This is a genomic window from Lutibacter sp. (assembly GCF_041555395.1).
Lineage (GTDB): Bacteria > Bacteroidota > Bacteroidia > Flavobacteriales > Flavobacteriaceae > Lutibacter.
Genome location: NZ_JBFFKM010000007.1, coordinates 23,326 through 41,643 on the forward strand (window position 1 = coordinate 23,326; position 18,318 = coordinate 41,643).

At 35.5% G+C, this 18,318-nt stretch carries 18 protein-coding genes; 13 read left to right on the forward strand and 5 right to left on the reverse strand.

Annotated features, from left to right (window positions below):
- The first annotated feature begins 67 nt into the window (after nucleotides 1–67).
- From ABY285_RS03090 to ABY285_RS03110, 5 genes are all read left to right on the forward strand, one after another.
- Complete coding sequence (locus ABY285_RS03090; RefSeq protein WP_372766907.1) at nucleotides 68–541, forward strand: hypothetical protein; 474 nt, start codon at nucleotides 68–70, stop codon at nucleotides 539–541.
- A 270-nt stretch (nucleotides 542–811) separates the two neighbouring features.
- Nucleotides 812–1,582, forward strand: a complete 771-nt coding sequence (gene modA / locus ABY285_RS03095; RefSeq protein WP_372766909.1) for a molybdate ABC transporter substrate-binding protein — start codon at nucleotides 812–814, stop codon at nucleotides 1,580–1,582.
- Nucleotides 1,582–1,986, forward strand: a complete 405-nt coding sequence (locus ABY285_RS03100; protein ID WP_372766911.1) for a molybdopterin-binding protein — start codon at nucleotides 1,582–1,584, stop codon at nucleotides 1,984–1,986. The genes modA and ABY285_RS03100 overlap by 1 nt, the downstream gene beginning before the upstream one ends.
- Nucleotides 1,979–2,662, forward strand: a complete 684-nt coding sequence (gene modB, locus ABY285_RS03105) for a molybdate ABC transporter permease subunit (RefSeq protein WP_372766913.1) — start codon at nucleotides 1,979–1,981, stop codon at nucleotides 2,660–2,662. The genes ABY285_RS03100 and modB overlap by 8 nt, the downstream gene beginning before the upstream one ends.
- A complete protein-coding gene (locus tag ABY285_RS03110) occupies nucleotides 2,655–3,530 on the forward strand; it encodes an ATP-binding cassette domain-containing protein (protein WP_372766915.1) in 876 nt (291 codons plus the stop codon). Before modB ends, ABY285_RS03110 begins: the two co-directional genes overlap by 8 nt.
- A 96-nt stretch (nucleotides 3,531–3,626) precedes the next feature.
- On the opposite strand, the gene ABY285_RS03115 is transcribed toward ABY285_RS03110, so the two are convergent.
- From ABY285_RS03115 to ABY285_RS03130, 4 genes are all read right to left on the reverse strand, one after another.
- A complete protein-coding gene (locus tag ABY285_RS03115; protein WP_372766917.1) occupies nucleotides 3,627–6,017 on the reverse strand; it encodes a sodium-translocating pyrophosphatase in 2,391 nt (796 codons plus the stop codon).
- 129 nt (nucleotides 6,018–6,146) lie between these two features.
- Nucleotides 6,147–6,674 (reverse strand): inorganic diphosphatase, encoded by a 528-nt coding sequence (locus ABY285_RS03120; RefSeq protein WP_372766919.1) that lies wholly within the window; start codon nucleotides 6,672–6,674, stop codon nucleotides 6,147–6,149.
- Between the two features lie 68 nt (nucleotides 6,675–6,742).
- Nucleotides 6,743–9,238: a DUF5686 family protein gene (locus ABY285_RS03125; protein WP_372766995.1), complete on the reverse strand. Its 2,496-nt coding sequence runs from the start codon at nucleotides 9,236–9,238 to the stop codon at nucleotides 6,743–6,745.
- Nucleotides 9,239–9,302: 64 nt separating this feature from the next.
- Nucleotides 9,303–10,283 carry a pyruvate dehydrogenase complex E1 component subunit beta gene (locus tag ABY285_RS03130; RefSeq protein WP_372766921.1) on the reverse strand — a complete coding sequence of 327 codons (981 nt, stop codon included), beginning with the start codon at nucleotides 10,281–10,283 and terminating at the stop codon, nucleotides 9,303–9,305.
- Between the two features lie 179 nt (nucleotides 10,284–10,462).
- On the opposite strand from ABY285_RS03130, the gene ABY285_RS03135 reads away from it, so the two are divergent.
- The 8 genes from ABY285_RS03135 to ABY285_RS03170 all read left to right on the forward strand — a co-directional run bounded on the left by ABY285_RS03135 (nucleotide 10,463) and on the right by ABY285_RS03170 (nucleotide 16,537).
- The gene (locus ABY285_RS03135) at nucleotides 10,463–11,209 is read left to right on the forward strand and encodes an electron transfer flavoprotein beta subunit/FixA family protein (RefSeq protein ID WP_372766923.1); all 747 of its coding nucleotides are present in this window, start codon (nucleotides 10,463–10,465) and stop codon (nucleotides 11,207–11,209) included.
- Nucleotides 11,210–11,315: 106 nt separating this feature from the next.
- Nucleotides 11,316–12,278 carry an electron transfer flavoprotein subunit alpha/FixB family protein gene (locus ABY285_RS03140; protein ID WP_372766925.1) on the forward strand — a complete coding sequence of 321 codons (963 nt, stop codon included), beginning with the start codon at nucleotides 11,316–11,318 and terminating at the stop codon, nucleotides 12,276–12,278.
- 88 nt (nucleotides 12,279–12,366) lie between these two features.
- Entirely contained in the window at nucleotides 12,367–12,969 is a 603-nt protein-coding gene (locus tag ABY285_RS03145; RefSeq protein WP_372766927.1) for a bifunctional nuclease domain-containing protein, read from the forward strand.
- Between the two features lie 11 nt (nucleotides 12,970–12,980).
- Complete coding sequence (locus tag ABY285_RS03150) at nucleotides 12,981–14,375, forward strand: NupC/NupG family nucleoside CNT transporter (RefSeq protein ID WP_372766929.1); 1,395 nt, start codon at nucleotides 12,981–12,983, stop codon at nucleotides 14,373–14,375.
- A 90-nt stretch (nucleotides 14,376–14,465) separates the two neighbouring features.
- Nucleotides 14,466–15,290 (forward strand): thymidylate synthase, encoded by an 825-nt coding sequence (locus ABY285_RS03155; protein ID WP_372766931.1) that lies wholly within the window; start codon nucleotides 14,466–14,468, stop codon nucleotides 15,288–15,290.
- A 134-nt stretch (nucleotides 15,291–15,424) separates the two neighbouring features.
- On the forward strand, nucleotides 15,425–15,637 hold the full coding sequence (locus tag ABY285_RS03160; RefSeq protein ID WP_372766933.1) for a hypothetical protein: 213 nt from the start codon (nucleotides 15,425–15,427) through the stop codon (nucleotides 15,635–15,637).
- A 2-nt stretch (nucleotides 15,638–15,639) separates the two neighbouring features.
- Nucleotides 15,640–16,047, forward strand: coding sequence for a 2TM domain-containing protein (locus ABY285_RS03165; RefSeq protein ID WP_372766935.1), 408 nt, complete (start codon nucleotides 15,640–15,642; stop codon nucleotides 16,045–16,047).
- Nucleotides 16,048–16,051: 4 nt separating this feature from the next.
- Nucleotides 16,052–16,537, forward strand: a complete 486-nt coding sequence (locus tag ABY285_RS03170; RefSeq protein ID WP_372766937.1) for a dihydrofolate reductase — start codon at nucleotides 16,052–16,054, stop codon at nucleotides 16,535–16,537.
- 5 nt (nucleotides 16,538–16,542) lie between these two features.
- On the opposite strand, the gene sppA is transcribed toward ABY285_RS03170, so the two are convergent.
- Complete coding sequence (sppA, locus tag ABY285_RS03175) at nucleotides 16,543–18,297, reverse strand: signal peptide peptidase SppA (protein ID WP_372766939.1); 1,755 nt, start codon at nucleotides 18,295–18,297, stop codon at nucleotides 16,543–16,545.
- Nucleotides 18,298–18,318 lie beyond the last annotated feature (21 nt).

The window sequence follows — 18,318 nt, forward strand, 5'->3', positions numbered from 1 at the left end:
TTAATGAAATAATTTAAAATGAACAACGTTTTAAAATAAGTCGTAATACATTAATTCACTCAGAAAAATGAAACATATATCAATTTTATTAATTATTGGATTTTTATTCTTGGGCTGTAAAAATGATGCTGTTAAAACTAACAAATTACCTAATGAAACTGAGCAGTTAAACTTTAAAAACGACTCCTTAAAAAGGGAAATTAAACTCCTGAAAAGTTTAAACGACTCTTTAATTAAAATAAGCCAAGACGAGAAAAATTACTGGTTTGATCCTGATTTCAACGGTTCTCATTTAACCCGTCAGGGAATTACAAATCCTGAGAAATTTGTTGAAAACGCCCTTCAAAAAAGGGCAGACTTAATTCCTGAAGGCGTTTTGGGAGGAACTATGAACTATGGAAAAATTCAATTGCTCGGAAACAGGTGGGTCATTGCCGACTATAGTGACGGGCATATTCAGGGCAGGTCTATTTATGAATATAGAATCAATGGAAAAAATGAGCTGGCATTTAAAATCATGGCATCAAATGACACCGAATAAATCTGCTTAATTTCTGTTTATTAATCGTTAAAAGTCGAGGTAAAACAATATTGTAATTAAATATAAAAAATACAATACCAAGAGTGCCATTTAGCTACAAATTAGATACTTTTCTTAACTCATCTTATTTATGGCGGTTTTCCCAATATTTATTTAAAACTCCTTAAACAGCCCTAAGTTCTTCCGCTTTTTAGTATTTTTGAATGTTTAAGGACGATGTTTGAAAGTCTGGAGCAATTACAAGACCCTCTGTTCTTAACGACGAATAAAATGATAAAAAAATTATTTTTAGGACTAATTTTAACTTTTATATTTGAAGGTTGCAATGTTCAGGCCCATAAAGTTTCTGTTGCGGCAGCCTCCGATTTAAAATTTGCGTTAGACTCCGTTATTTCGATTTATCACAAACAATATCCGACTCATAAAATAGAGGTAACCTATGGTTCGTCAGGTAAATTTTTAGAACAAATTCAATACGGTGCGCCATTTGATTTGTATTTTTCTGCGGATGTGAGCTATCCACAAAAACTAACAGCACTTGGATTAACCCTTTCTGATGTAAAAACTTATGGCATTGGCAGCATTGTCATCTGGAGCAAAAAAATTGATCCAAATATTGAAAAAATGAACGCACTTCTCAATCCCAACCTGAATAAAATAGCCATCGCAAACCCTGAACACGCCCCTTACGGTGAAAGAGCCAAAGAAAGCATGATGTATTATAAAATTTACGATACCGTAAAAAGCAAGTTTGTATTTGGAGAAAATATTTCCCAAACCGCCCAGTTTGTTCAGCTTGGCGCTGCCGATATTGGTATTGTGGCATTGTCATTGGCTTTATCTCCCAACATGAAGAAAGAAGGAGGGAAATATTATGTCATCCCCGAAAAATCACACAAGCCACTGGAACAGGGCTATGTCATTTTAGAACACGCCAAAAATAACCCGAACGTTCTAGAATTTTATAATTTTATGGCATCGTCAAAAGCAATCATGATTTTAAAACACTTCGGATTTACCCAAAAAGAAACTAAATTTTAATGAATGTTCTTATAGGAAATATCACAGGTATCCATGGCAGCGAATCACTTTCTTTGGTTAAAATTGAAGTTGGAGGCGTCATTTTCACTTCCATTATTATTGATACACCAGAATCCGAAGTTTATTTTAAAATCGGGAATAGGGTTAACGTATATTTTAAAGAAACCGAAGTGATTATTGCTAAAAATGAGCTACTGAACATCAGCATACAGAATAAAATTCCCTGTACTATAATTTCCATGAAACTTGGAGAAATTTTAACGGAATTGCATTTGAGATTTGAAGATTTTGACATTAAATCTCTTATAACCACCAATGCCTGCAAAACCTTAAATTTGAAAAATGGTGATGCTGTTTTGGCATTGATAAAAACGAACGAAATTAGTTTATCTCCCAATGATTGATTTAGATCCTTTATGGTTAACTGCCAAACTGGCCTTGATAACAACGGTTATTTTACTGGTGGTTTCCTTACCGCTCAGTTATTGGCTTGCCTACAGTAAATTCAAATTTAAATCTGTTGCGGAGGCCATTGTAAGTCTGCCACTGGTATTGCCCCCATCTGTTTTGGGTTTCTATTTATTGGTTGCTTTTAGTCCGCAAAATGCTTTTGGTAAATTTTTAGACCAGTATTTTGACATCCGTTTGGTTTTTTCATTTGAAGGATTGATTATTGCTTCCGTAATATACAGTTTGCCTTTTATGGTTCACCCCATTCAGGCGGGATTAAAAAATCTGCCAGCTTCACTTAAAGAAGCTTCTTTCACCTTGGGAAAATCGAGATTTACCACGCTTACCAAAATTTTGCTACCCAATATAAAATCATCCATTTTAACAGGAATTGTATTGACTTTTGCGCACACCGTTGGTGAATTTGGCGTTGTATTAATGATTGGCGGAAGCATCCCTAAAGAAACCAGAGTGGCTTCCATTGCCATTTATGATGAAGTGCAGGCCATGAATTATGATGCCGCAAATTTATATGCCGGCATCCTGTTTGTTTTCACTTTTTCAATTCTTTTGGGTGTTTACCTCATTAACAACACCTTCAGTAAAGCAAATCCGTTTAATAATGATTAAATTTTACGCATTTAAAACACTTCAAACAGCCGACGGAAAACTTCCTTTGGAGGTGTCATTTTCTGTTGATAAAGGACAGTTTGTTACCATTTACGGAAATTCAGGTGCTGGAAAAACGACCATTCTCAGAGTTTTGGCAGGACTCACCAACACAGAAAAATCACTGATTGAAGTGGATGGTGAATGCTGGAACAACACCGAAAAAAAAATAATGCTGCCCATACAAAAACGTTCGGTCGGGTTTGTATTTCAGGATTATGCCTTATTTCCTAATTTAAGCGTTCGAGAAAATTTGGCTTTTGCACTTCAAAAAGGCCATGATAAAAACATTGTAAATGAGTTGTTGGAATTGATGGAATTGCAATCTCTGCAAAACAGCAAACCCCAACATTTATCAGGCGGACAAAAACAGCGTGTCGCTTTGGCTAGGGCAATTGCAAGTAAACCAAAAATATTGTTGCTCGACGAGCCGCTTTCTGCACTTGATGACGAAATGCGATTTAAGCTTCAGGATTATATTTTAAAAGCGCACCAGCATTTCCAACTCACTACCATTTTGGTGAGCCATCACCTACCTGAAATATTTAAACTTTCCGATAAAGTAATTTTGCTTGAAAAGGGAAAAATCATAAAAGAAGGAACCCCCTCTTTTATTTTTTCGGAAGATAAATTAAGTAGTAAATTTAAACTCAACGGAGAAATTATCGCTATTCAAAAAAGCGATGTGATTTACATCATAAGTGTGCTGTCGGGATCAAATATCATAAAAGTAATTGCCACTGAAGATGAAATAAATGAGTTAAAAGTAGGGACAAAAGTATTGGTGGCCTCAAAAGCTTTCAACCCAATGATTCAGAAAATCAGCTGAAATATTTCTTTTCATCCAGCTTACCTCATAAAAAAATCCTGCCAGTTGGCAGGATTTTTTTTATAAAATACTTTAAAATTTAAGCTTCTTTAGAATTTACTCTTCAGTTGTTGGTGTAATCACCTCAACTTTAACGCCTTTAAGATTTTGAATTTCAGCTTTAACCTCAGCTTCAGTTCCTTCAAAAACTTTTTCGTCTGTCGAAATTGTCCCTTTTTCTGTTGTAGTAGTTGTTACAACAGCTTTTACAGACCCATCTTCATTCGTCGTCATTATAACTTGAACTTCTTTAGAAATTTCTTGAGTAACCATTTCTGTAGGCGCATTTTCTGAAGAAAAGTCAGCATTATTATCTGGTAACATAATGCTTGGCGCGATTACTAAGGCCACAACTGACATTAATTTCAATAAAATATTCAATGAAGGTCCTGAAGTATCTTTAAATGGATCACCAACAGTATCTCCAACTACTGACGCTTTATGGGCATCTGTTCCTTTTAGTCCTTTTTCTTCAATAGTTTTTTTCGCGTTATCCCAGGCTCCACCTGCATTCGATTGGAAAATAGCCATTAAAACACCTGTCGTTGTTACACCGGCCAATAAACCACCTAACATTTCAGGTCCGCCAATACCAAACCATTTATCACCAAAACCAACAATTACAGGTACTGCAATTGCCATTAATCCTGGAAATACCATTTCTCTTAAAGATGCTTTTGTGGAGATTTCAACACATTTTGCATAATCCGCAACACCGTCAGCCTCATCAAATATTTTTCTGTCTTCCGGAGTTGCTTTAGTCATGTCCGAATCATATTTTTTCATAACCTCTAGCGCAGCTTTTAGCTGAGGAATGTCTCTAAACTGGCGACGAACCTCTTCAATCATTGCCATAGCTGCTCGTCCTACGGCATTCATAGACAATGCAGAAAAAACGAACGGTAACATACCTCCTATTAATAAACCAGCCATAATTTTTGGCTGAGACACATCAATAGAAGTAACATTGGCAGTTTGCATAAACGCTGCAAACAAAGCCAAAGCTGTTAATGCTGCAGAAGCGATTGCAAATCCTTTACCAACCGCTGCAGTTGTGTTTCCAACAGCATCTAATTTATCTGTACGCTGACGTACTTCCTTAGGCAATTCAGCCATTTCTGCAATACCACCGGCATTGTCGGAAATTGGACCGTAAGCATCAACAGCCAATTGAATTCCTGTATTTGCCAACATCCCAACGGCTGCAATAGCAATACCGTACAAACCTGCAAAATGATGAGAAACTAAAATAGCAGCCGCAATTAACAAAATTGGAATGGCTGTTGACATCATTCCAACGCCTAAACCGGCAATAATATTTGTTGCTGCTCCAGTTTCAGATTGTCTTACAATAGACATTACTGGTTTTTTACCAGTTGCTGTGTAATATTCTGTAACTTTCCCTACTAATAAACCAGCTACTAAACCAGCAATTGTTGCCCAAAAGACACCCATAGCTCCAAAAGGCAATCCTTCAATTGATTCAGGTATTAAAGCATTAATAACAAAATAAGAGGCAACAACCATTAAAGCTGCTGAACCAAATTCACCAATATTTAAAGCAGTTTGTGGATTACCGCCATCTTTTACTTTTACGAAAAAAGTTCCAATAATTGACATCACAATCCCGGTTGCAGCTAACACCAATGGTAAATATACCGCACCTAATCCGTCAAATCCCGGAGTAATAATTATAGCTCCCAATACCATTGTTCCAATAATTGAACCAACAAATGATTCAAATAAATCGGCTCCCATACCAGCAACATCACCAACGTTATCTCCAACATTATCTGCAATGGTTGCAGGATTTAATGGGTGATCTTCAGGTATACCTGCTTCAACTTTCCCAACAAGGTCAGCTCCAACATCGGCTGCTTTGGTATAAATTCCACCACCAACACGTGCAAATAAAGCAATTGACGATGCTCCTAATGAGAATCCAGAAAGCACATTAAGTATTTCTGAAATTTCCCATCCTTGTCCGCTATAAATCATAAATAATGAGCTCAAACCTAAAACGCCAAGACCAACAACACCTAAGCCCATTACAGCACCCCCTGCAAAAGCAACTTCTAATGCTTTTCCTAAGGAAGTTCTGGCAGCTTGTGTAGTCCTTACATTCGCTTTGGTGGCAACTCTCATTCCGATAAAACCGGCTAATGCTGAACAAAAAGCTCCAACAATAAATGATACGGCAACCATTCCGCTAGAACCTACTTCATAAGTTCCTTTAAAGTAAAGAAGGACGGCTACGGCAACCACAAAAATTGAAAGTATTTTGTACTCAGCCTTCAAAAATGACATTGCTCCATCGGCAATATTCTTTGCAATTCTAGTCATTTTTTCATTTCCTGCATCTTGTTTAGTCACCCAAGAGTTTTTGAAAAACACAAAAACAAGTGCTGCAACACCAAATAGGGGTAAAAATTTTACGATTAATTCCATTATTATTATTTGTTAGTTATCATTAGTTAATTTTTTTTAATGGGGCTAAAATTAATAAAATTAGACAGATAAAAAAAACCATCTTTAATTTTTAAAGAAGGTTTAATTTTAAGGTCTTTAATTTATCAATTATATGGTAAATGTTCTCTTTTTCTTGTGTTCACTCAAATCGTAGCGTTCTGTACATTGCGCCACGATCTCATAAGCTTCTTTTACATCTCCCCAACCGCCAACATCAACCTTCTTTTTTTCCAAATCTTTATATACCTGAAAAAAGTGTTCAATTTCTTTTACCTGATGAGGATTCATGTCGGAAATGTCATTTAACTCATTCCAAATTGGATCAGAAATAGGCACACAAATAATTTTCTCATCCGGTCCTTTTTCATCGGTCATATGAAATACGCCAATAGGCTTAACTTCCATAACGCACATAGGGTACGTTGGTTCACCGCCCAACACTAAAACATCCAATGGATCTTTGTCCAATGCCAATGTTTCAGGAATAAATCCATAATCCCCAGGATACATCATAGAGGAAAATAACATTCTGTCGAATCTGATTTTATGCAACACAAAATCATACTCATACTTGTTCCTGCTTCCTTTTGGTATTTCAATTAATACATCAAAGGTATTTTTGGTTTTAGAACCCATTTTCTTTTTATTTAATTTTTACAAAAGTACCTAATTTATACTTTTTTATGTGTTAATTTATTCAATTATTAGAAATGAAAACCGAAGGCGCCCTTAATGGCAAAATTATTAGCGTTTGGTATATCTCTATAGTTTCCTCTCCAGCTAAAATCAATTCTGAAAACTTTAAATATATTGCCTATTCCAACACTGTATTCATAATACCCTTTTGTAGGTGCTACATAATTTATGTTTGATGCGCTTAATGCTATGTTTTTATCGGAAATTTCTCCCCAAACCCCTTTTACGCCAACAATTTCGCGCAAGTTTAGTTTTCTTAATAATGGAATTCTAGAAAGGAATTTTCCGTTAAAATTATGTTCAACATGAAGTGAGGCATAAGTGTCTGTCACAAATTCATAATAATCCAACAGGGAATAGGTGTTTTCAATGGTGAAATAGGATTGATTTCCAGGCACCACATTTAGCAGTCCGAGCGGCACTTCGCCAAATGTTTTCCCAACTTCAAAAGTGGTAAACATTCTTCCAAGACCTCCAATTAGGATAGGCTGACGGTAATAAAACTGAACTTTTTGGTAATCGAAATCGCTGTTAAATACGCCTTTAATACCTTTTGAATAATTTAGAAATAAGGTGGAATAGGTGTCGGTTACTTCATTGCGTTCCACGCCATAACCAATGGTCTTTCTGTTTGGAGTATACCTCACAGAAAAATCGATTTCGGACTGTGCCAATTCCGCTTTTTTAATATTGTTTTCTTTATCCACCCAATAATCGAGATTAAAAGTTTCCGGCGAAGCCGATTCCAGTGTTCTGTAAGATGTACCTACCCGAAATTCTAAATTATCACGAGGTTCAATCGACATATAGAAATTTGACAAATTAATTGAAGTCAGCTTGCTGTTGTCTCCCGAAGAAAATAAGGAAGATGAAGCAAAACTTCTGCCCATAACATCATTGGTCGTGGTTAAGCTAACGCCTATTTGTTCTACATCGCGCCTGTTCCCCATTCCAATGGTAAATCTGCTTTTAGGATTTAACATCCATTTTCCTGATAAACCGTATTTAAATTTATCGTCTTTAAATCCGTAGGCCGTATATCCTTGCAGGCGCCAAGGTTCATTTCCACCCAAAAAAGTTCTTCCACCAGCGCGTAAACGCCATCCTTCAACATCATTTTTTCCAAAGGTTGAAAAAACATCACCGAAATCAAATTTATTAAACTCGATATAACCTGACCCTAAAATGGAAACCAAATTATAGATGCGTTTAAATTTAGGAACTGTGGCTAAGGTATCTAACAATTTATAGATTCCCAATTCATTTTCATTTAGCTTTTCATGTCTGTTTTCGCCCCAGTAGTCATCATTTTTTGTATAAATATTTTTATCATAAGGGTTTATCTCCTCATTATAAAAAGCATCTTCCTTCTTTTGGTTGAAATTGTAATCTTTATACATGGTGGTTCTTTTTCCATATAAACCTTTTGATTTGTCCTTTTTGTTCAAACTAAAATCAGACATCATATAATCCCGTTGCAACAAAAACACCGAATCATTTAAAACATCAAAATCCTGCTCAATATAAATATCTTTTACCCAGTTAATATTGGCGCTTTTGTTGGCCTGCATATTAATTTTTTTGATGGCGAAAGTGCTGTCATTCACCCAAAAATTACCTTTAAAAGTCAGTTCGCCTTTTCTGCGGGGATAGTACAGAATATTAAAACACCATTTATTGTCAATAAAGGCACTGTCGGCCAAAATGTAGTTGTAGGTTGAAACGCCCACTGCTTTTGAAATTGGACTTACAAAACTTTTGTCGAAAATTTTAATGTAGCTGTCGTAAATATTATAGTCCACATAGAGATCTTTTATAAATGCAATTACATTTTGATTGTTATTGAATCCTGAATTTTTATTGGCCACCAAATCTTCCCGAAGTTTTTTACCGCCCTTGTTTTTGCCGTAAGACTTATATACAGATTCATTGATAAAAATAGGCAGAAAGGCTTTTCCGGTAACATATGAAGTGTCTATTCCGTCAAAAATAAATTCCATCCCTTTAAAAAGCTTACTTTTTATCATTGCACTATCCACATTATTCATGTCAAATTCCAGTTTTTCATACTTTTCATATTGAAATTGATCGAATAAATAGATGCCGTTATGTCGTCTTTTAGCCCAAATTTTCTCTAATATGGCAATGGCCGGGTTCCCTTTTTTCTTCACCTTTCCACTGTAAATAAAAACTTGCTCTAATTGTGCAGCTTGTTCTTTTAAAATAATTGTTAAATTAAAATCTCTGCTTTTTATAGAAATTGTTTTGGTTTCATAGCCCAAAAAAGAGATCTCTATTTGGTTATAGGTCTTACTGGATTCCATATAAAACTTGCCGTTTTCATCAGAAACTGTTCCTGTGGATGAACCCACAAAAACAATATTGGCAAATGGAATGGATTCATTGTGTTCATCCTTAACAACACCACCGATTTTTACCTGGGAAAACCCAGCAAAAAAAACAAGCGAAAACAGAAAACTTAGGGGAATATTTTTTTTAGTCATCATAAAAAAACCTTTCAATATCATTATCATTTTGAAAGGTAATTGTTGGGCAAATTCTATGCCCTTATTTTTTATACAATACTGCTTTTACAGCTTTTACAACATCGTTCGCATTTGGTAACCATTCTTCCAATAAAACAGGAGAATAAGGTGCAGGTGTATCTGCAGTGGTAATTCTTTTAACAGGTGCATCCAAATAATCAAATACATTTTCTTGTACCTGGAAAGTAATTTCTGATGAAACGCTGCCAAATGGCCATGCTTCTTCCAAAATAACCAATCGGTTTGTTTTTCTTACCGATTTAAAAATGGCTTCACTATCCATTGGTCTAATGGTGCGTAAATCTATAATTTCAACGGAAACCCCTTCTTTTTCTAAAATTTCAGCGGCTTTATAAGCCTCCTTAATTATTTTTCCAAAAGAAACTATTGTTACATCTGTTCCTTCTCTTTTTATATCGGCAACCCCAATTGGAACAATATACTCTCCATCAGGCACTTCACCTTTATCTCCATACATTTGTTCTGATTCCATAAAAATAACCGGATCATCATCTCTTATTGCGGCTTTTAACAATCCTTTTGCATCATAAGGATTTGAAGGCACCACCACTTTTAAACCGGGCGTATTTGCAAACCAGTTTTCGAATGCCTGTGAATGCGTAGCTCCCAATTGGCCTGCAGATCCTGTTGGACCTCTAAACACGATTGGGCAATTTATTTGTCCGCCCGACATTTGTCTGATTTTTGCGGCGTTATTTATAATTTGGTCAATGCCTACCAAGGCAAAGTTAAAGGTCATATATTCCACAATTGGCCTATTACCGTTCATTGCAGATCCAATTGCGATTCCCGTAAATCCCAATTCTGCAATTGGAGAGTCAATAACGCGTTTTGCTCCAAACTCATCCAACATCCCTTTTGAAGCTTTGTAAGCACCATTGTATTCAGCAACTTCTTCTCCTATCAGGTAAATGGCTTCATCCCTGCGCATTTCTTCACTCATTGCCTCACATATGGCTTCTCTAAATTGTATAGTCCTCATCTTAATCAGTTTTTTAGGATTTGCAAAATTAAGCAATATAACAATTCAATCAAAAAAATAATGTTTTAATAAAAAAATTACTATGCGTGCATAATATATTTAAAAAAAATAGTATATTCGTAGCATAATAAATAAAAAGACGTGTAATTTTATACCAAATATCCAAACACCCAGATTTCATGAAAATATTAGTTTGTATCAGTCACGTTCCGGACACTACTTCGAAGATTAATTTTACAGAAAATAATGCAAAATTCGACAGTAACGGAGTGCAATATGTGATAAATCCATATGATGAATTTGCCCTAACCAGAGCCATGTGGTTTAAAGAAAAACAAGGAGCTACCGTAACCGCTGCTACTGTTGGGAATGCCACTACCGAACCTACATTGCGAAAAGCTTTAGCTATTGGCGCCGATGATGCCATTAGGGTAAATACTGAAGCTTTAGATGGTTTTACCGTTGCAAAAGAATTGGCCGAAGTGATAAAAAATGGCGGGTACAATTTGGTGCTTGCCGGAAAAGAATCTATCGATTATAATGGCGGAATGGTGCCTGCAATGCTTGCCACCTTTTTAGACTATAATTTCGTAAATGCTTGTATCGGACTTGAAATTGAAGGAGATAAAGCCACTATTTCCCGTGAAATTGACGGCGGAAAAGAAATTCTTTCCTCAAACCTTCCTTTAATTATAGCTGGACAAAAAGGTTTGGTTGAAGAAAAAGATTTGCGAATTCCAAATATGCGCGGCATTATGATGGCGCGTCAAAAACCATTAACAATTGTTGAACCTTCCAATGGAAATCCAACAACTTCAATAGTTTCTTTTGAAAAACAGCCAGCAAAATCGGCTTGTAAATTAGTGGATGCAGACAATGTAGAAGAACTCATTAATTTATTACACAACGAAGCAAAAGTAATTTAATGCATTATTGTTAAAAAAGAATTAAAAATATAAATTCATTTTAGTTTTAATTTTAGAAAAAACAAATCTAAAATCTAAAATCCAAAATCCAAAATCTAAAAATAATATGTCAGTATTAGTTTTTGCCGAATCATCGGAAGGAAAATTTAAAAAATCTGCTTTAGAAGTAACTTCCTACGGGAAAAAAGTTGCTGAGCAATTGGGAACCAACTTAGTGGTATTGACGATAAATTCAAGTGAGTCAGCCATACTATATAATTATGGTGCCGAAAAAATTCTAACAGTCGCAAATACCGCATTGAAACCCTTTAATGCGAAAGTATATGCCAATATTGTTAAACAAGCTGCTGAAAAAGAAAGCGCACAAGTTGTAATCATCGAATCAAATACAAACGGATTGTACTTTGCTCCAATGGTTGCCGCCAGTTTAAATGCAGGTTACGCAAGCAATGTGATTGCGTTGCCAAGTGAAACGTCTCCTTTTACGATAAAAAGAAAAACATTTTCCAACAAAGCTTTTAACAACACTCAAATACTAACCGAAATTAAAGTGATTGCACTTGCAAAAAATTCCTTCGGATTGGCTGAAAACATGGTTTCGGGAACCACAGAAGAATTTTCTCCTGTTTTGGCTGAAAGCAATCTTACCTCAACGTCTATTGAGCAAACTTCCGGTAAAGTTACTATTGCCGATGCCGATATTGTAGTTTCAGGAGGAAGAGGTTTGAAAGGCTCAGAAAATTGGGGAATGATAGAAGAACTGGCCGGCGTATTGGGAGCAGCGACAGCGTGTTCTAAACCCGTATCGGATTTGGGCTGGAGACCTCACAGTGAACATGTTGGACAAACAGGAAAACCCGTTTCTTCAAATTTATACATTGCCATTGGAATTTCAGGCGCCATACAGCATTTGGCCGGTGTAAACTCCTCAAAAGTTAAAGTGGTTATTAATACTGATCCTGAAGCGCCTTTCTTTAAAGCTGCAGATTACGGTATTGTTGGTGATGCTTTTGAAGTAGTTCCAAAATTAATTGAAAAGTTAAAAGAATTTAAAGCAAATAACGCATAATTTTATTAAATTGTGCCTCTAAATAAGGCTGCCTAATTATTGGGATAAAATCCTTTGATTAGACAGTCTTTTTTGTTAATTTTAACTTATGAGTTTAGTTCGCCTAAATATAAAAGGAATATCTTACAGTCAAACACAAAGCGGCGCTTACGCCTTGGTCTTGAGCGAAGTAGAGGGGTCAAGAACGTTGCCGATTGTTATCGGGGCTTTTGAAGCACAGAGTATCGCCATTGCTTTGGAAAAAGAAATTAAACCTCCCCGCCCGCTTACACACGACTTATTTAAATCTTTTGCCGACCGATTTCACATTGCAATTAAACAGGTTATCATTCATAAATTGGTTGATGGCGTGTTTTATTCAAGTTTAATTTGTGAACGCGATAAAATTGAAGAAATTATTGATACCCGAACTTCAGACGCTATTGCTTTGGCAACAAGATTTAATGCGCCAATTTATACTTATGAAAATATTTTGGATAAAGCAGGAATCTATTTAAAAGCCAAAGATGAATTAACGGACGAGAAGGATACCTTAAGCATTGAAAAATTAATTGATGAACCTGAAAAAGCAAGTTCATTTTCAAAAGATACTCTTGAAGAATTAAATAAAAACTTAAGTAAAGCTGTTCAAAATGAAGATTATGAATTGGCCGCAAAAATTCGCGACGAAATAACTAAACGCACTTCTTAACAACAAACTTTATGCTAAAAAAAACAAGCTTAGCAATCCTTTGCTTCTTCAGTATTTTTTCAATAAACGCACAAGAAACCCTCCAAAACACAATTATCGACAACCAAGGATTCACAACAACTTCATTGTGGCGCGGGGTTTTGGGAATGGTGTCTTTGCTTCTTATTGCCTATTTGTTAAGCAGTAACCGAAAAGCCATTAACTGGAAAACAGTCGGCATAGGTATAACTGCCCAATTGCTTATTGGCATTGGTGTTTTAAAAGTTGCTTTTGTTCAGAGAATATTCGAATTTGTTGGTGGAATTTTTACCAATATTTTAGATTTTACGGCAGCCGGCAGCCAATTTTTATTTGGTGGTTTAATGAATATTGATTCCTACGGATTTATATTTGTGTTTCAAATTCTACCCACAATTATTTTCTTTTCCGCATTGACTTCCTTGTTATTTTATTTGGGCGTTATACAAATTATCGTCAAAGGACTGGCATTGGTATTGACCAAATTATTAAAAATTTCAGGCGCTGAAAGTTTATCGGTTGCAGGAAATATTTTTTTAGGACAAACAGAAGCGCCTTTAATGATAAAAGCCTATTTGGAACGCATGAATCGTTCAGAAATATTATTGGTGATGATTGGCGGAATGGCCACAGTTGCGGGAGGTGTTTTAGCGGCTTACATTGGATTTTTAGGCGGAAGTGATCCTGTTTTGCGTCTGCAATTTGCCAAACATTTACTGGCTGCTTCAGTAATGGCAGCACCAGGAGCCATAGTAATCTCAAAAATCCTGTATCCACAAACCGAAGAAATTAATACAGACGTAAAAGTTTCCCAGGAAAAAATTGGATCAAATATTTTAGATGCCATCGCTAATGGTACTACGGAAGGATTAAAATTAGCCGCCAATGTTGCTGCAATGTTGCTGGTTTTTGTTGCTTTAATCGCTATGCTAAACGGTATTTTAGGGTGGGTTGGCTCCGTTACCCATTTAAATGGGTTGATAACTGAATATACTCCATACCAACAATTTTCTTTGGAATCTATTCTAGGAACTATTTTTGCGCCATTAATGTGGTTAATTGGCGTAGCCAGAGAAGATATGATGCTGATGGGACAATTATTGGGCGTAAAATTAGCTGCGAGTGAGTTTGTGGGATATATTCAACTGGCTGAATTAAAAAACATGGCCAATATAACCCATCTTACCTATAGCAAATCAGTCATTATGGCAACATATATGTTGTGTGGTTTTGCCAACTTTGCTTCAATCGGAATTCAAATTGGAGGCATTGGTTCCCTAGCGCCGGGTCAAAGAAAAACATTGTCGGAGCTTGGATTAAAAGCAGTTATTGGAGGTTCCATAGCCTCTTTACTTTCAGCAACAATTGCAGGGATGATTATTGGATAATAAATTGTATTGCTGTTTATTAGTTGAATCGTTTAATCATATACACTTTCACAAATAAACAAGTAAACAACTAAACGACTAAACAACAAAATGAGACAATATCTAGACTTAATTAAATACGTTCAAGAGAAAGGAACGCTAAAAGAGGACAGAACAGGAACTGGAACAAAAAGTGTATTTGGCTACCAGATGCGGTTTGATTTAAGCGAAGGTTTTCCTATGTTGACTACAAAAAAATTGCATTTAAAATCTATCATTTATGAATTGTTGTGGTTTTTAAAAGGGGATACCAATATTCAATATTTGAAAGAACACAATGTAAAAATATGGGATGCCTGGGCGAATGAAAATGGTGATTTAGGACCGGTTTACGGACATCAATGGCGGAACTGGAATAGTGAAGGTATTGATCAGATTTCTGAAGTTATAAATACTATAAAAACCAATCCCGACAGTAGAAGAATGTTAGTTTCAGCATGGAACCCAAGTGTTTTGCCTAACACCTCTGTTTCTTTTTCCGACAACGTGACCAATGGCAAAGCGGCTTTACCTCCTTGTCACGCCTTTTTTCAATTTTATGTAGCCGATGGTAAATTATCCTGCCAATTGTACCAGCGAAGTGCCGACATTTTTTTAGGTGTACCTTTTAATATTGCTTCTTATGCCTTATTCACCATGATGGTTGCGCAGGTTTGCGATTTAAAACCAGGTGATTTTGTTCATACTTTCGGCGACGCGCATATCTACAACAACCACAGCAAACAAATTGATTTACAACTGTCAAGAGAACCAAAGGGTTTGCCAAAAATGGAAATTAATCCATCAATAAAAAACATCTTCGATTTTAACTTTGAGGATTTTAATTTAGTTGGTTACAATCCACACCCACATATTAAAGGAGAAGTTTCCGTATAAAAAGAGGAATCATAGAATCTTCAATCAATATTAAAATATTTTGATGCCGAATAATACTTAAAAAATTATTAATTCTTTAATACAGAATTAGTAAAACATTTAATATATTTAGACTTCATTTAAAAAAAAGCAAAATGAACGCACCAGAACTAAAAAGCAAAATAATTCAAAGAATAACCGAAATTGAAGATGTTGAACTATTAAAATGCATTGCTCGCCTTTTTAATACTTCAGATGAAAATATTTCAAAATTTTTAGCAAATGCATCTGGAAAATTTCAAAATGATCATGCAAATGAAACAGAAGATTTCACTGCTTATATTAAAGAATGGGTCAAAAGCATGTAACTATGAACGCAATGAACGAACAACACGAATTATACGAAAATGCCCGAAATCGCACAAAACAAAAAAAGAGACTTTATAACCATTTTATCATTTTTTTAGTAGGCTCCGTTTTTTTAATTCTGCTTAACAAGGTGCTAAATGTAGGGGAATCGTTTGTTGAAAATTGGTTTGTTTGGGCCATAACATTATGGTTTTTCTTTTTTGTCCTACATTTCATCAATGTATTTGTTACCCATAAATTCATGGGAAAAGAGTGGGAACGCATCGAAACAGAAAAACTAGTCCAAAAACAAGAATTGAAAATCGCAAAGTTAGAAAAAGATATGGCCAGCAAAGCTGCTATAAAAAATGAAAATACACCATCTAGTTCCGAATTAAATACAACGGAAGACACACAAAAAATTATATAAAAGAATGATTACTATAATGGCTGCCATAGCCGATAATAATGCATTGGGAAAAGACAATCAATTGATTTGGTATCTACCGGGCGATTTAAAACGTTTCAAAAGAATGACCTTAAATCACGCCGTTATTATGGGCCGAAAAACATTTGAATCTTTGGGAAAACCACTTCCAAACAGAATAAATATTATTATCACGCGAGATAAAAATTACAAAGCTGAAGGATGTGTGATCGTAAATTCTTTAAAAGAAGCGCTTAAGGCTGCCAAAGAGGAAGATGAGAATCCGTTTATTTTGGGCGGCGCAGAAATATACAAACAAGCAATGCCATTTGCAGACAAACTCGATTTAACTTTTGTTCACCATAAATTTGATGCAGACGTTTTTTTTCCTGAAATTGATAAAACAATATGGAAAGAAAGATCACGAGAAGATTTTAAAGCCGACGAAAAAAATAAATACGATTACAGTTTTGTTACCTTTCAGCGCCTATAATTAACTTACTTAATTTCCAGCACAAAAGGCATTCTTGCCTGTATTCCTTTAATTTCAGAAAATTGTTTAAGGATTTGGTATGTTTTATAATTTTCCAATCCCAATGCTTCAATCATCGCTTTTTCTTTTGATTTCATGAAAGGAAAACCACTCAATTTATCTCCTAAATTTAATTTATAATCAGGATAATTGCGCACTTTATAATCAACAACTGCTGCCAATTCAGCGGCATAACTTACAGCATCGTCCAAACTGCCAAGCTCATCCACCAACCCAATTTGTAAAGCGTCTACCCCAGACCAAACACGACCTTGAGCAATACTGTCAACTGCTTGTACGGTCATATTTCTTCCTGCAGAAACTCTTTCAACAAATGTTGTGTAGATGTATTCAACACCTTCTGTGGTTACCGTTCTAAACTCATCGGTAATGGGTTCAAAAAGACTATAATTTGGGCTTTTATTGGTGCTCACCTGCTCGGCATTTATTCCAATATTATCGGCCAACTTACTCATATTTGGCAAAGCGCCAAAAACACCGATAGATCCTGAAATGGTTGTTGGCTCCGCAAAAATCCTGTCTGCATTGCAAGCTATGTAATATCCTCCAGAAGCGGCAACATCACCCATAGAAACCACTAACGGAAGTTCCTTTTTAGTCAATTCCAATTCTCTCCAAATTAATTCTGAAGCCAACGCGCTTCCTCCTGGTGAATTTATCCGTAAAACAATTGCTTTTACGTTCTTGTCTTTTCTAGCTTTGCGTAGTGCTTCTATGATTAATTCCTGTCCAATATGATCTTCATTTCCCTTGCCGTAAATAATTTCACCTTGCGCATAAATTACCGCAATTTTATTGGAAGCGGTTGAAATAACCCGACCTTTTCCTGTAGAAATATATTTCGAAAGCGTAATCTTAGACAATTCATCATCCGCTAAAATACCTGAAGCCATTTTTAATTTGGCATCATATTCATCTATATAAACAGCAGCATCAGCAATATTGTTTTCAACGGCCAATGTAGCGGTTCGTGCCCATAAATTATCGGCAACATCATTCAACTCCTCAATTGCTTTATTTCTGCTTTTTGAGATATCCACTAATAATTCATCCCAAATAGACTGTAAAAATGTGGTAATTTGTTCTCTGTTTTCATCACTCATTTTATTGTATAAAAATGGCTCAACAGCACTTTTATATTTTCCATGTCTGATTACTTCCATTTTCACGCCGGTTTTGTCCTGAAAATCTTTAAAAAACAATACTTCAGAAGACAGCCCCTTAAAATCTATTCCTCCCAAAGGATTCATAAAAACAGAATCGGCCACAGAACTTAAATAATAAGATTTCTGATTGTAAACATCTCCGTAGGCCATAATAAATTTACCGGATTCCTTAAATTCCTCCAATTTATTTCTGATGGCCTGAGTTTGTGAAATCCCTGCATTTACATTCAGCGTATTAATGCTTATTCCCTTAATATTTTTATCGTTTTTTGCGTTTTCAATGGCATTGACAATTTCATTCAATCCCATTTTTTCATCTCTAAACGCTAAAAATTCCTCAAGAAAATCTGTCCCTTTTGGGGCATAATCTTTCACTTCGCCATCCAATTTTATTTCCAGTACTGAATTGCTTTTAACCACCACTTTTTCCGATTCTCCTAAAGCCAGGGCTATCACTATAAATAAAATGAACAAAATACCTAATGCAATTAGCGTCCCTAAAATTGACGCTATTAAATTTCTCAAAAATCTCATGCTAACCTTGAATTTTAAATA

What these genes read in the sequence shown, in the direction of transcription:
- ABY285_RS03090 (WP_372766907.1), top strand. Translation starts at nt 68, where the DNA reads ATGAAACATATATCAATTTTATTAATTATTGGATTTTTATTCTTGGGC.
- modA (WP_372766909.1), top strand. Translation starts at nt 812, where the DNA reads ATGATAAAAAAATTATTTTTAGGACTAATTTTAACTTTTATATTTGAA.
- ABY285_RS03100 (WP_372766911.1), top strand. Translation starts at nt 1,582, where the DNA reads ATGAATGTTCTTATAGGAAATATCACAGGTATCCATGGCAGCGAATCA.
- modB (WP_372766913.1), top strand. Translation starts at nt 1,979, where the DNA reads ATGATTGATTTAGATCCTTTATGGTTAACTGCCAAACTGGCCTTGATA.
- ABY285_RS03110 (WP_372766915.1), top strand. Translation starts at nt 2,655, where the DNA reads ATGATTAAATTTTACGCATTTAAAACACTTCAAACAGCCGACGGAAAA.
- ABY285_RS03115 (WP_372766917.1), bottom strand. Translation starts at nt 6,017, where the DNA reads ATGGAATTAATCGTAAAATTTTTACCCCTATTTGGTGTTGCAGCACTT.
- ABY285_RS03120 (WP_372766919.1), bottom strand. Translation starts at nt 6,674, where the DNA reads ATGGGTTCTAAAACCAAAAATACCTTTGATGTATTAATTGAAATACCA.
- ABY285_RS03125 (WP_372766995.1), bottom strand. Translation starts at nt 9,238, where the DNA reads ATGACTAAAAAAAATATTCCCCTAAGTTTTCTGTTTTCGCTTGTTTTT.
- ABY285_RS03130 (WP_372766921.1), bottom strand. Translation starts at nt 10,283, where the DNA reads ATGAGGACTATACAATTTAGAGAAGCCATATGTGAGGCAATGAGTGAA.
- ABY285_RS03135 (WP_372766923.1), top strand. Translation starts at nt 10,463, where the DNA reads ATGAAAATATTAGTTTGTATCAGTCACGTTCCGGACACTACTTCGAAG.
- ABY285_RS03140 (WP_372766925.1), top strand. Translation starts at nt 11,316, where the DNA reads ATGTCAGTATTAGTTTTTGCCGAATCATCGGAAGGAAAATTTAAAAAA.
- ABY285_RS03145 (WP_372766927.1), top strand. Translation starts at nt 12,367, where the DNA reads ATGAGTTTAGTTCGCCTAAATATAAAAGGAATATCTTACAGTCAAACA.
- ABY285_RS03150 (WP_372766929.1), top strand. Translation starts at nt 12,981, where the DNA reads ATGCTAAAAAAAACAAGCTTAGCAATCCTTTGCTTCTTCAGTATTTTT.
- ABY285_RS03155 (WP_372766931.1), top strand. Translation starts at nt 14,466, where the DNA reads ATGAGACAATATCTAGACTTAATTAAATACGTTCAAGAGAAAGGAACG.
- ABY285_RS03160 (WP_372766933.1), top strand. Translation starts at nt 15,425, where the DNA reads ATGAACGCACCAGAACTAAAAAGCAAAATAATTCAAAGAATAACCGAA.
- ABY285_RS03165 (WP_372766935.1), top strand. Translation starts at nt 15,640, where the DNA reads ATGAACGCAATGAACGAACAACACGAATTATACGAAAATGCCCGAAAT.
- ABY285_RS03170 (WP_372766937.1), top strand. Translation starts at nt 16,052, where the DNA reads ATGATTACTATAATGGCTGCCATAGCCGATAATAATGCATTGGGAAAA.
- sppA (WP_372766939.1), bottom strand. Translation starts at nt 18,297, where the DNA reads ATGAGATTTTTGAGAAATTTAATAGCGTCAATTTTAGGGACGCTAATT.